The organism is Leptospira fletcheri (assembly GCF_004769195.1).
Classification (GTDB): domain Bacteria; phylum Spirochaetota; class Leptospiria; order Leptospirales; family Leptospiraceae; genus Leptospira_B; species Leptospira_B fletcheri.
Genome location: NZ_RQET01000008.1, coordinates 211976 through 225030 on the forward strand (window position 1 = coordinate 211976; position 13055 = coordinate 225030).

11 protein-coding genes are annotated in these 13055 nt (G+C 47.9%); 7 read left to right on the forward strand and 4 right to left on the reverse strand.

Translation table 11 applies throughout. From position 1 onward, the window contains the following. Window positions 1-3: 3 nt before the first annotated feature. On the reverse strand, window positions 4-1365 hold the full coding sequence (gene nusA, locus EHO60_RS11840) for a transcription termination factor NusA (protein ID WP_135768396.1): 1362 nt from the start codon (window positions 1363-1365) through the stop codon (window positions 4-6). Between the two features lie 2 nt (window positions 1366-1367). Further along, window positions 1368-1796 carry a ribosome maturation factor RimP gene (gene rimP / locus EHO60_RS11845; RefSeq protein WP_246028295.1) on the reverse strand — a complete coding sequence of 143 codons (429 nt, stop codon included), beginning with the start codon at window positions 1794-1796 and terminating at the stop codon, window positions 1368-1370. Window positions 1797-2246: 450 nt separating this feature from the next. Between rimP and EHO60_RS11850 the strand changes: the two genes are divergently transcribed. The 6 genes from EHO60_RS11850 (at window position 2247) to EHO60_RS11875 (ending at window position 8355) form a co-directional block, all read left to right on the forward strand. Then, window positions 2247-3401, forward strand: a complete 1155-nt coding sequence (locus tag EHO60_RS11850) for an LIC_12708 family protein (protein ID WP_210409367.1) — start codon at window positions 2247-2249, stop codon at window positions 3399-3401. Between the two features lie 6 nt (window positions 3402-3407). Further along, window positions 3408-4862 carry a bifunctional ADP-dependent NAD(P)H-hydrate dehydratase/NAD(P)H-hydrate epimerase gene (locus tag EHO60_RS11855; protein ID WP_135768398.1) on the forward strand — a complete coding sequence of 485 codons (1455 nt, stop codon included), beginning with the start codon at window positions 3408-3410 and terminating at the stop codon, window positions 4860-4862. Further along, entirely contained in the window at window positions 4855-5451 is a 597-nt protein-coding gene (locus tag EHO60_RS11860) for a hypothetical protein (protein WP_135768399.1), read from the forward strand. Before EHO60_RS11855 ends, EHO60_RS11860 begins: the two co-directional genes overlap by 8 nt. Before the next feature lie 320 nt (window positions 5452-5771). After that, on the forward strand, window positions 5772-6728 hold the full coding sequence (locus tag EHO60_RS11865; protein WP_135768400.1) for an alpha/beta hydrolase: 957 nt from the start codon (window positions 5772-5774) through the stop codon (window positions 6726-6728). Between the two features lie 15 nt (window positions 6729-6743). After that, window positions 6744-7100 carry a YciI family protein gene (locus EHO60_RS11870; RefSeq protein WP_135768401.1) on the forward strand — a complete coding sequence of 119 codons (357 nt, stop codon included), beginning with the start codon at window positions 6744-6746 and terminating at the stop codon, window positions 7098-7100. A 31-nt stretch (window positions 7101-7131) separates the two neighbouring features. Then, window positions 7132-8355 (forward strand): RNA polymerase sigma factor, encoded by a 1224-nt coding sequence (locus EHO60_RS11875; protein WP_135768402.1) that lies wholly within the window; start codon window positions 7132-7134, stop codon window positions 8353-8355. Between the two features lie 4 nt (window positions 8356-8359). Here EHO60_RS11875 and EHO60_RS11880 read toward each other — a convergent pair whose 3' ends face one another. Continuing rightward, window positions 8360-9502, reverse strand: a complete 1143-nt coding sequence (locus EHO60_RS11880) for a DUF1343 domain-containing protein (protein WP_135768471.1) — start codon at window positions 9500-9502, stop codon at window positions 8360-8362. Between the two features lie 201 nt (window positions 9503-9703). Between EHO60_RS11880 and EHO60_RS11885 the strand changes: the two genes are divergently transcribed. Continuing rightward, window positions 9704-12229, forward strand: a complete 2526-nt coding sequence (locus tag EHO60_RS11885) for a Crp/Fnr family transcriptional regulator (RefSeq protein ID WP_135768403.1) — start codon at window positions 9704-9706, stop codon at window positions 12227-12229. Window positions 12230-12249: 20 nt separating this feature from the next. On the opposite strand, the gene EHO60_RS11890 is transcribed toward EHO60_RS11885, so the two are convergent. Continuing rightward, window positions 12250-12936, reverse strand: coding sequence for a Rossmann-fold NAD(P)-binding domain-containing protein (locus EHO60_RS11890; protein ID WP_135768404.1), 687 nt, complete (start codon window positions 12934-12936; stop codon window positions 12250-12252). Window positions 12937-13055: the final 119 nt, after the last annotated feature.

Below are 13055 nucleotides of genomic sequence, written 5' to 3' on the forward strand. Positions count from 1 at the left end.
AGATCAGCTCTCTTCCACCCACTCCACTGATTCGGCCAAAATCTTGAGAATTTGAGTCGCCGTCGTCGGACCGATCCCAGGAAGTTTTGCCAAATCATCCTGGCTGATCTCGATTAATGCCTCTACGTCCTTGATTCCTGCGCTCCGCAAGAGCTCGATCAAGCGGGCAGACAGCCCCGGCAAATCCTCCAACGGAGTAGCGCCATCGTCTTCTTCCTCTTCCACAGGAGGACTGAACAATTTTTCCAGTCGTTCGCGGGCTTCGGGAGACGAGAACTCCTCGTTGTATTGCGCTATGGTTTTGATGTCGATCCTATATCCGGTCAGTTGCGAAGCCAACTTTACGTTTGATCCGTTGATTCCTATCGCCAAGGAAAGCTGTTCCTCCGGAACGATCACCATGGCTTCTCTACCTTGAGTATCCACTTTCACATCGAAAGGCTTAGCAGGAGAAATCGCGTTCGCGATGAATTCCGCAGGATCGTTGGAATATTGGACGATATCGATTCTTTCGTTCCCTAGTTCGCGTACTATGGACTGGATCCGGACCCCTTTCATCCCTACGCATGCGCCGACAGGATCGATGTCCCCCCGAGTCGCATGAACCACTACCTTGGTACGGATGGAAGGCTGCCTGGCCACATTCACGATCTCGACGAGCCCGTCGTAGATCTCAGGAATTTCCATTTCAAATAATTTCTTAACAAAATCAGCCGAGGCTCTGGAAAGGGTAATCACGGGAATCGGTTCCCGAGGTCTCAGTTCTACCCTTTGGATGATCGCTTTCAGCCTATCCCCGCTATGATATTTTTCTCCCGGATTCTGCTCCCTTTTGGGCATAATCCCTTCGACTTTCCCCAAGTCTACGGACATAGCGTCCTTTTTCCAGCGCTGGAAGTAACCGTGGGTCAGCTCCCCTTCCTTTGCTTTGTATTCCTCGTAAAGCAGTTCCTTTTCCATGTCCCTAAGGCGCTGGAAAACCATCTGCTTGGCTTGGCTGGAAATGATCCTGGAAAGCTCCATCGGCTTTTCTTTAAATTCTAATACTTGACCGATTTCCGCATCCGGATGAGCGGATTTGGCGTCGTCGACGGAAATTTCTAAACCGTCTTTCGGAAGAGTATCGACCACTTTGCGGGGAACCACGATGACTACGTTATCCCCGTCGTTATTGGAAGCAAATTCCACCTTGATCGGGTTTTCACTATCATCCAAACCATCCAGTCCGGACTTCTTTTTGTAGGCCGTAATCAAAGAGTCCCGTATGACTCCCATAACCGCTTCCCGGTCCAGGGACTTATCGGCGCAAAATTGTTGGATCGCCTCCAACAGGTTGCCTTCGGATTCTTTCTTCTTTACTGCCATAATCAAATACTTACGTACAAATTTCCTTTCAGTATATCCTTCAATTCCAGGAAGGCTTCCCTTTTTTTCCCGCTTCCTTTTTTACGTTTGGAAAACGGTTCCAAAATCAATCGGTCCCCTTGCCTATCCAGGATTTTAAAGATCCCCTCTTTCTCGCCCCGTTCCCCTTCGGCCCGATATACCAGTCGAACAGGAATTCCGCGAAACCGGTCCAAGTCCCCGGGCAATTCCAGCATTCTTTCCGCACCAGCGGAAGAAACTTTCAAAGTATAGTTCAGATCCGGGGAGATCCGTTCCAACTCTTCATTCAGTTTTCTGGAAACTTGCTCACATTCCAGAAGGCTGACAGAACCGTACGGGTGTTCGAGGTGATCCAACTCTACCTCGATCAGCGTATGGTTGGGCCTTTGGCTAACCATGAGTGCGTACAACTTAACTGGTGCATGCAGGATACTTTCTAGGATCGAACCGATCGTTTCCTTACTGACTGTCAAGTGCCGGCCTTACAGAGAGTCTCTGAACCGCCTCTCCCGCCCTAAGCGGAATGTCTACCACCGAAGCCCGGTTTTCTGAAGCCGAATTTCGATCTGTATAACCCAAACTTTGGGTTGGTTCCCGATATCCTTTCAAATTATTTGGGCCAAGCCCTAGTGTAAAGTAAATTTTAGGGGGTACACCGCCGGAAGCGGAGCGGTTTTTCTCGAAACGAAAAAGGTCGTGATTTTGAGAGAAATCCGGCTTTCCGGAATTGAAGTTCGGTTTTTGAATTTGGTTTCGAAAGGATCGTAAAAAAAATCGAAAAAGACAGAATTTCCTTTTTTAATTGGAATCTAGAATAACCTATGCTCCGACCATCGATATTGCACCGCCAACCTCAAATTATGCTCCAATTTCCCAAAAACAAAAATCAGAACCGATATTTTCTTTCCTTCCTTTCGATTTCCGTCCTTTTTTGCGCATTCGCCTGCTCTAAGTTCCGGGTGGACGATTACAATCCTTATCTTTACGGAAGGATCAAGCTCGGAAAGGATTTAAAGGAATTGCAAGTGAATATAGTCAATCGGGTTCCGACCAATATTCCGAATCAGATTGCGATCTCCTCCGGCTTGATGTACGTCCCCGACTTCGAACAATCCTTGGTGAAAGTATTTAATACGGAGGGGGAACTCAAGTTCCTGATCGGTAACCCCAAAGAGAAGGGCATCGAAAAGCTGAAAATTCACAACGTGAAATTAGGAAGGATCGGTCTGGTCGCAGTCTCTTCTAGCGAAGACGTTTTTATTCAATCCAGAATTTCCAAAGAAGACGTAAAGCAAGACAAAGCGCCCGAGAATATATTCACGAAGAAGTCCGGAGAATTCCGGACGGACGCGGAAGAAGTTCTCCCTTCCGTCATATTAAAAATCAACGATTCCGGAAAACTCGTACAGACGATTTATTCGGACGGAGTCGGAGGTTCCGTTCCTTTCGGATATGTGGAGCGAATGGAAACCGGAAAGAACGATCTTCTCTTCGTTTTTCACCGTTCGAACGGAGAAATGAGACTTTCCGTCTTTGACGAGAACGGAAAGGTGAAACGAAGACTGGATTCGAGCGATTTTAAAGACATGGTCCATTCCGCTTCGGACGGAAGCACCTGGTACATAGACACGATCCTGTCTCATTCCGAAGGGGATTATGCGCTCGCTTCCTTCAGCTTTTACGAAGCGAAATCCGGTCGATTTAAGGGAAGAAAGATTTATCGTTACGACTGGGAAACGAAGAGAATCCTCCCGATCAAGGACATCCAAGATCCGTCGGAAACCCTTTATTGGGTTCTGAACGACGATAACTTTTTCGTTTGGGAAACCGAAGCGGAGGAAGGAAATTCCGTGAGGCTCCAGGTTCACGACGACGACGGAAATCATGTCAACAATATACGTTTGAATTACCCGCCTCCGAGAGGACTCTGGAGAGAGACTTGGATGGACGCGAACGACGAGATCTATTCCGTCAGAATCCGATCCGGCTTTTTAGAAATCCATAAATGGAAGTAAGAACGGATGAAATTCGAATCCCTATTTACGGAAGAGGAAAGTCAGGAATTGGACAGGCTTTCCGTTTCGGAAAGAGGGACCGCTTCCCGACTCCTGATGGGTCTTGCGGCAATTTCGATCTTTCAAACCTGGAAAAATAAATTCGAAAAAGCCGGCGGAGCCCTTCTACTCTGCGGCTCCGGCAACAACGGCGGAGACGGCTTCGCCCTTGCTCACTTCTTATCCGCGGAAGGAATCCCTTGTAGAGTATATTATAAAAACGGCAACCTTTCCGAGGAGACCGCTTTTTATAAGGAACTCTGTTCCGGCTCCGGAGCGAAATTATTTCCCTTAGAGGAATTTCGGGCCGAAGTTTGGAATCGGAACGAAGTGGTGGTGGACGCTCTTTTAGGCACTGGTTTTCACCCTCCTCTTTCCGAAGAAATCGCGGGAGTCGTCGAAGAACTCCGAAAGTTGAAAGCGGACGCCTCCTCGGAATGTTTCATCCTCAGCATGGATACGGTCTCCGGCTTTTACCCGGGAAGTCCCGAACCTTTTCCTTCCGACGCAATCGCGGAGATAGGAGTGCCGAAATTAACCAATCTGTTCCTGAACGATCCGGGGAGAGAAAGAACCTTTCATCCGATCGGCTTTCTCCGAAAGGAATTTTCGACGAAGCAGAAAGTATTGGTCCGAGCGAGCAAGAAGGAGCTCAGAAAACGAACCGAACGAAAAAAGGATTCCCACAAATATTCCAACGGTTCGGCGGTTTTTTTGGGAGGCTCGGAAGGGATGGCGGGAGCGATCCTCTCCTCCGTCTTAACGTTTCATGAAGCGGGAGGGGGAATTTCCCTGATCCGAACTCCTTCCCCAGTCACTCTTCAAAAAGTTTTAAAAAAGGATTCTTCCCTGATGGTAAAATCCTTTTCCGCAGAAGAGAATCCGTTTCTCGGAAGCTTTGCCGGAAAAGCGAAAGTGTTCGCTCTGGGTCCGGGACTTTCTCTAGAAGATTGTCCGACCCATCCGCTTCCGGAAAAAACCCCCGTAATTTTGGATGCAGGAGCGATCCTATCCTATTCCGGCGCTAAATTGGGCCCGAACGTATTATTCACTCCTCACTTGGGCGAATGGTCTAAAGTTATCGGAAGAGCCTGTTCTCACGTTCTGGAGGGATGGAAGGAAGCGACGCAATGGACGAGAGAAAGAAATTGCTATGTACTTTTAAAAAGCGACGTTTCCGTACTCTGCACTCCGGAAGGGGATTCGTATTTTTGGCCGCACCGAGACGGAAGATTGGCGGTGATGGGAACCGGGGATTTGCTTGTTGGAATGCTTGCATTCTTCCTGTCTAGAGGACATGATATACCGGAAGCGGTCAGACTTTCCTTAAGCCTATTCGCTTCCGCCGCGGAATTCTCGGAAGGGCATCCGACTGCCGGCAGAATTCGTAAAAACATCCGTAAGGTACTTTTCCATGGCTAAAGGCTATCATTCCCGTTCTCCGGAAGAATTCCGGGAATTTTTGAAGCAGGTCCAAAAAAAAGGAAAAGATAAATCCAGAACGAAATTCATTTTATTCCTGGATTTGATCCTGCTTTTATTCATTTTTGCGGTAGTCGCCAGAGTTATCAACCCTCTCGCTTTTACGGGAAGGAAGGAATCCAAATCGATACAGGATTCGGAGATTCGCATTCTCGTCTCCGCGGACCGAGACAGCAGAAAGGAAGTCCCCGTTTTTTTTCTCTTTATGACCAATTCCTCCGGAAAAGAAATCAGATATCCGGATCCGCAAACCGCATTCATCGGTAAAATTTCTACGAATTCGGGACTTTCCTGCCTGGAAGAGGAATGGAAAATTCCAGAGAAAACGATCCTGCCGGGAAAGACGGAATTCTTTCGATACGAGATAGACGAAACATTCGTTCGGAATCTCCCGCCGGATTGCAAAATCCCCCAATCGAACTTTTGGACAAATATTACGAAAAACTTCTTAAAGGCGAAGGAGCGGGACTTTGAACTCCTGATCCGAAAGAAAGAAGGGACTCTGCGTCTGAGGATTGAGAAGGTTTAAGGCCCCACCCTGCTCTGGGTGGGGGCCGGTGCGGTGGTACCCGCCCCTGCTCGCCACGCCCAATGCCTATCACTGATTTTCCATTTAGGAAAGCGATTTTCGGAGTTCTTTCTTGTTGGAGCTCCTGCAGATAGGAGCTCCATTCCGATCGATTCCCCTTTCTTTTTTTTCCAAAAAATTTCTTCTGTATGTCCAGTTTCTCCAGTTTCGGTGGATATACGGGAAAACCCTCAAAGAAGGATCCCGGGCACGAGCGGCCCTCTTTGAAACAGGAGTAACAATATGAAAGTTTTACGGTTCTCTTCCCAGGACAGACCATCATGAAACTTCGTTTATTTTGGATCTCGGCCCTCGTTCTATCCCTTATCTGCCTAGGCATGCTCGCCTCGGTATGGTCGGCCAGTAGCGAATTGCTTTTTCCGGCTTGGAGGAACGCTTCTAAAAATTGGTCCGTCTGTGATCCGGAAACGGAAATCCATTGGGGAAAAAGGTGCGGGAATCTTCTTCAGACTCGGGAGTTCCGATTCGAGGAAGTAACTGTTCCTTCCTTAAACGGAATCGAACTCCCCGGATGGTTGGTTCGAACCGAGGAAAACGGAGGCGGAAAATCGCAAGGAGCCATCCTATTCGTTCACGGAGGCGGTTCGGATCGGAGGGAAATGACTCGATACATTCGCTTTTTCCTCGACATCCACCTAGATGTTCTATCGGTAGATCTAGGTTGTCACGGACAAGCCCCTTGCGTGATCCCCGGATTGACTTATGGTGAAAGGGAATCGAGGGACGTGGTTTCGATCTATCTCTATCTTTCCCGCAAATACTCCAAAGTATATGCACTCGGTTCGTCCGTGGGAGCCTCCTCCATACTAATCGCATTACCGGAGATGCCCGAACTCTCGGGAGTGATCGCGGAAAATCCGATGTTCGATTTTAGACGTCTGATCTTGGAAACTTCCTCCGCTCCCAAATTCATTCCGGAATGGTTTAAAAAATTTCTGTTGGAAGTCTCTATGGTTCGAGGCAAATTCGACGGAATCTCCAGCCCCGCGAATTCCTTACGCATGCCGGGAAAAATTCCCGTTTTCTTTATTCACAGCAAGGAGGATAAAATAGTGCCTTACCGTCACACGGAAGAATTGGCGACCCTATACAAAGGGCCGAAGACGGTTTGGCTCTTGGAAAAGGGAGAACATGGATCCGTCTGGGAAAAGAATCCTAACGAGTACCGAAACCGAGTCCGCAATTTTCTGCAAAGAAAAAGTCCGTCCGGAAATTGATCGAGGAGAACGAAAATGGAAGAATATTTGATATTGATGCGATTGGATTTACTCACCAAGGAAGCTCAGCCTTCCCCGGAACAGATGCAGGTTTATATGAAGCAATACCAAGATTGGGTCGGAGGCATCGCGGTTCAGAACAAATTCAGAGGCGGGACCGGTCTTTCCAAAGAAGGAAAGGTGGTAAAGTCGGGAGGGATCGTAATCGACGGCCCGTTCGTGGAAATCAAGGAATCTTTGGCCGGCTTTATCGTAATTTCCGCGGAAAATCTGGAAACCGCATTAGAAATCGCTAAAAAATGCCCCATTTTAAAAGGGGAAGGGAATAGCGTGGAGGTCAGAGAGATTTCGGCGGTGCACGACCGAAATTGAATCGTTTCTCCAAATCTTCTTTGCGAATGAGATGAACGAATACGAGCTCATACCTCATCTATTCAGGACGGAATATCGTAAGATCATCTCCGTCCTGTGCAAACGCTTCGGTTTCAACGAAATCGAAATTGCGGAGGACATAGCCGGCGATACGTTTGCGGCGGCCTCGGAGATTTGGAAGATCAGAGGAATTCCACCGAACCCCGTAGCCTGGCTCTATTCGGTAGCAAAAAACAAAGCGAGAAACCACCTTCGCAGGAACTCCATCTACGGAAAGAAAGTCCTTCCGAATATGGTAGATCGGACTCCGGATTCGGAAGAAGAAATCGACTTATCCCCTCAGAACATCAACGATAGCCAACTTCAGATGATGTTCGCGATCTGCCATCCGACCATCCCTCCGGCAGCGCAGGTGGGACTTTCCCTTCGAATCCTCTGCGGATTCGGAATCGAAGAGATCGCGAACGCATTTTTAACGAACAAAGAAACGATACAAAAAAGATTATTTCGGGCCAAGGAAAAGCTTAGAGCGGAAAAAGTCCGGATAGAACTTCCGACGGAATCCGAAATCGAGGAAAGATTGGACTTTGTCCTCGCGACGATCTACCTCCTGTTCAACGAGGGCTACTATTCCTCGAGTGCGGAAAGAACCGTACAAAAGGAACTTTGCTTCGAAGCGCTTCGCCTCTGCAGCATTCTGGCGGAGAACGAAATCACGGACAAACCGAAAGTATACGCGCTGCTTTCCCTCATGTGCTTTCATTCCTCGAGACTCGAAGCCAGAACGAACCGGAACGGAGAAATAGTCCTGTACGAGGACCAGGATCCTTCTCTTTGGAACTCGGATTGGATTCGAAAAGGAAGTCATTTTCTGCATCGCGCTTCGTCCGGCACCCGGATTTCGAAATATCATCTCGAAGCGGGAATCGCGTACTGGCACACTCAGAAATCGGATATTCCCGAAAAATGGGAAAATATATTGCAGCTGTACAACCAACTTCTCCAGATCGAGTATTCTCCCGCAGCGGCCCTAAATCGCACATACGCACTTTCTAAAGCGAGAGGAAAAAGGGAAGCACTCGAAGAAGCCGAAAAATTGGACTTAAAAGAGAATCGCTATTATCATATTCTGTTAGGCGAACTTTATTCAGGTATAGATTCGGAAAAAGCCAAACTGAATCTTCGAAAAGCGATTTCGCTCGGGGGAACGGAAATCGAAAAATCGAATCTGTTAAAAAAATTGGAACGCCTTTAGTTCCTTATTTACGATACGCTTTGGTTTCCTTTCTCCAAAGTCTTTCCTTTTCGGAAAGATATTCTTCCACTTCCAAATAGGAGGATTTCCCGTCCAGATAACCGAGCAAAAAGTCGTCCCCGACCAGAAGTTCTATCGCGGAAAGATCGGAACGGTACTCGTAAGGACCTTTCAAATACGAAAAATCGACGGGATAAAATTCTTTTAGAGTGCGTAGCAAATGTAGTCCGAACAAGAGACTGTGAAATTCGGAAGGCTTCTCCAGCAATATCTGAAATCCTCCGCATACTTTTCCGGCGTGTTTGTGGAAGGTAGGAATCAACCGGAGCGGCCTTAAATGAAAGACGCCTTTTTGGGGTTCTTCCAAAGTTTTGCGCAGTCTTTCGTCCGAATCGTTCAGGTACGGAGCTCCGAAAGTTTCGAAAGGACGAGTCGTTCCTCTCCCTTCCGAAAGATTCGTTCCTTCCAATAGGCACAACCCCGCGTATACGAAGCAGGTCGTAAACGAAGGAATATTCGGAGAGGGCGGAACCCAAAGAAATGGATCGGTATTTTTGGAGTACATCTTTCCGAAAGAATAAAACTCGAAGTCCAGCCCGAACTTGTCCTTATAAAATTCCAAAAGCCCGGCGGCGGTCAACCCGTGTCTGTGGAGCACACCTGGAATCCCCACGAAGGAGGAGTATTTTTCCTCCAGCGGGCTCCCTTCCACCTTGTTCCCTGCAGGATTGGGCGAGTCGAATACCACGACCTTGATTCGATGCACCCCTTCCCGATTTTTTCGGTCCACGGTTTGCAGTAAATAGAGTGCAGAGGTTAAAAAGGTATAATATCTTGCGCCTACGTCCCGGATATCGATCAGGATCGTATCCAATCCGTCCAAAGATTCCGGAGAAGGGACCAGACTTTCTTCCGCGTCGCCGTACAGGTTCAAGATCCGAGTGTCCCCTAAATTATAGGAAAGAGAAGACCCCGAGACTTGGTCTTGCAATTCCGCAAACAGTCCGTGCTCGGGTAAAAATAATTTTTTTAGTCCGTATTTGGCCTTGATCGTTCGGAAATGATAGTCGTGTTCCCATCCGTATGCGCTTTGATTCGTCAGCATTCCGATCTTAGATCCGGATAAGAGTGCGTCCAATTTCTTCATGTCGCTAAGGAGCATTCGAGGAGGTACAAAATCAGTCAAGCAGTAGAGGGTGTTCCCCTAGGAACCCGAAGAATCCGTTTTGGAGGAGACAAAATTCAGGATCCGGAAGGATCAGGGGATTTTAGATCCGATCCTAGAAAAAGAGTTTCCCGTATCGACGAAGGATTGTTTTCTTCTTAATTTGCTCTCTTTTACGAAGTTATGGCCATAGATACAAGTGTTCCGAATCAAAAAGTAACCGTCCCCGCTGGCAGCATCCTTTTTCCGGAGGGCAGTCCGGTAAACTCTCTGAACGTTCTGCATAGCGGAGGATTGAGGTACGTCGCCGAGGGTCCGAAAGGGAGAAAATTGGAGCTCTTTAAACTCGCCGGCGCGAATTTGACTCCCGGGGCCTCGGCCCTATTTTCCGGAGGAAGATATCCTTACTCCATCTTCGCGGAACAGGAATGCGTCTTGTCCACGTATGTTATGTCACCGTCGACGGTGTCCAAATCTCTGGCCGCACGTCCTTCCCTAGGAATCATGGTCGGTCGTTCTCTGCTGCGCGAAATCACCGAGCTTTTCAAGAGAACGAACCAACTCCGCAAGATCACTTCCGATCTGGCAAAAACGAACGATAACCTTTCCTTACTTTACTACCAATTCAATCCTGCGGTTTTTCCGGATATCAAACCGGGGCAGCCGATCGCCGAGCCGGGCTCGGATATCGTGGATCCCATCCTGCGATTGTCCCGGGAGAATCTGAAGAATTATTTCGAAAACGGAGGAATCCTACCGGAAAGGCCGACCCCGACCTATTTGGACGAGGAGCACTCCCAACAACTGTTGAAATATTATCCGGAAGAGTTGGAGTTCCAGGACCAGGAATTCAATTTTCTACGGAAACTGATCCTGGCGGATCCGAACCTCTTGGCCCAATTATTTTCTCCCGATCCGAGCATGGTTTCCTATGTCTGCGAAAAGTTAGGCAAAGTACAAAGCGAACTCACGGAAAACGGAAAGGGAATCCTGGAAGAATTGGAGGAAGCGCTCCGATTTTTGATCGGGGGAGAAGAAAGCCTCACCGAAAAATTCTATCTCATTCTGGACATGACCGCAAACGGATACGCGTCATCTTCTCCCGAATTCATCGTGCCTGTGCTACAGGCGATCTCTCAAAAAATAGAGAAGGCATTAGCGGGACACCAGGCCTTGTTCGGATCGCCCATGCCGGCGCCCTCTCCGAATATCAAATCCTTCCTGGAAAAAACGGCGGGTCTAGCGAAGAAGTACGAAGGGAGTTCCCCCGCCGCTTCCTCCAACGGTTCCATCGGAGTCGATAGCTCCGCCGATGCAGCCGCGATCCGGAAGGAACTTCAGAATTCCGCCTCCATGATCATCCAATATTCCGGCTTAGGCGGAGAGGCGGTGAAGGAATTCTCCGCTTTAATGGTGAAGTTGAAATCCTTAAAGAATCCTTTGGAATCCGACAACGATACTAGAAAGCTTCGTAGATTGATTACCAAGATCTATTTCGACATTTACGCCGGATGTTTTCAAAAATACCTCAACTCCAACAAGAACGTTCCTAAGCCTGTGGATCTTATGTTGAAGTACGGCTTCTTTGACGAGACCTTGTTGGACGATTCCCAGTTGGTTTTCATGTCCACCTTCAAGGATGCGATCTCCCCTCCTTCGGATATTCCTATCCATTATGGGCAGGAATGGCTGGAAAGAATCTACAGGCGCGAGGCCCCCACTTCGTTGGACGAATTAGGTCAGAACTTTTTTGATAAAGTGAAAATGGACAACAGGAATGCGAGTTTCAAAAAGGAATCCGATCTTCCTCCGGACATAGACAATCCCGAAGCGCGTTTAAAATTCGAATTCGCTGCGATGTACGAATCCAACGTACGACTCACAACCGGATCTCTTGCGACTTACCTCCCCATTCTGACCAAATACCACTCTCAAATCCCCCTGGGGAAAGCCTACGTCTCCAAAAAGATGCTTACGGATGCGATCAACGAGATCGTAGGAGTGGATTTTTCCGTCTTCAGCAGAGAAGTGATCTACAATAACCCGGAACTCGGAATCAATAAGGAATTCGTACAAAGATCCATCGTTCCGGATTTCATCATCGTTCCATCCATCGGAAGCAAGGTCATGATGTGGCAGGAATTATCGGTGCATCGGGGTTCCGGGTCCAAGGAGAGTCGCGGACGGATCGTTCTCCCGATCTTCGTTCAAGGGGATTTAAAATCTCTTCTCATCGACGCTTTTGCCGCCTTCCGCTGGGAACTATGCAAAACGATCTTAGGTCCGGAGTGGAATAACGTCGGGAATCCGTCCATTACCGCCGATTATATGGACTACGTTCAATTCTATAAGAAGAACAAAGACCTTTCCATCGAAGTAAAAGAAAAACTGGCAGCGGAATTCAAACGATTCCGGAACGAAAGGGATATTTTCGCGAACGATTACCAGCTTTGGATCAAGTACGAATCGGAAAGCGTGCAACGTTTAAATCGTGTCGTCAGAGGAATCTTTTATCGACATATCCCGTTTGCCAGACCGATCCGGGAAAAGGTCGCCAAGATGCCCGCATTCAGCGAGATCAACAACCGGTTCATCAATATACGGACCAGAAAGTTCACGGAATTGGAAAACAGGTACAAGAAGTACATCAACGCGATCGGTTCTTTGCCCGATCCCCTACGCGAAAATCTGGAATTCTACCGGGTATAAATAAATCGGGAAAGGACGTTTTACACGTCCTCCAATAGATAAGGGCGAGTGTACTCCCTCACGATCTCCACCACGAATCTCCCCCAGGATTTCGGATCCTCCGGGGAGATTTCGATTTGTCTTATTTTGGAAAAGTAAGGAGTGGGTTTAAAAGCGGTATGGGTAAGCTCCATCGCTCGCAAATAATTATCCACCCTTTTCACCCTGACAAAATTCAGGAGTTCCGTCTGTACCTTGTCCGCCGGAATGTATCCGATGATGATCAATCTTGGAAAGAGGGATTTTTTCAAAAGATTGATAAAGTCGCCGAAACTGTCCACGCGATCAATAAATCCTTCGTAAGCTCCTCCACCTAGGTTCATAATCTGGGTCACTATGTCCATGGTAAAGGAGACCCCCTCCGCGGAAGTCATATCCGAGATGATGACGATCCCTTCGTCAGGCTGGAAGGTTTTGAATTCTACCGAACCCTTAAAATGGCGACGCAGTAACTTTGCCGTTGAGATGTCTATCTCTGCGGCCTTAGGTACCAGGATCTTTCCCGTGGAGTCCGCAATCGGCTCTCGGGTAATAAGGTATCTTTTTTTGGCGGCGTTTTGGTTCATCACGCGAAACGCCTTCACTTTCTCCTCAAGTTCATCTAGGTTGCAATACCCGATTTTGAGGACGTTTTCTCTAGCACGCTTTTTTAATTCAATATCTTCCATACGAATTGTCTGGCAAGACCGGCCGTGAGGAACCAGAATACGGATGCTTCCGAATTCTGCGATAATTTACCGGCCGCTCATGGACAGTATACTAAAAAAAACGATCCTGAAAAGCCTAG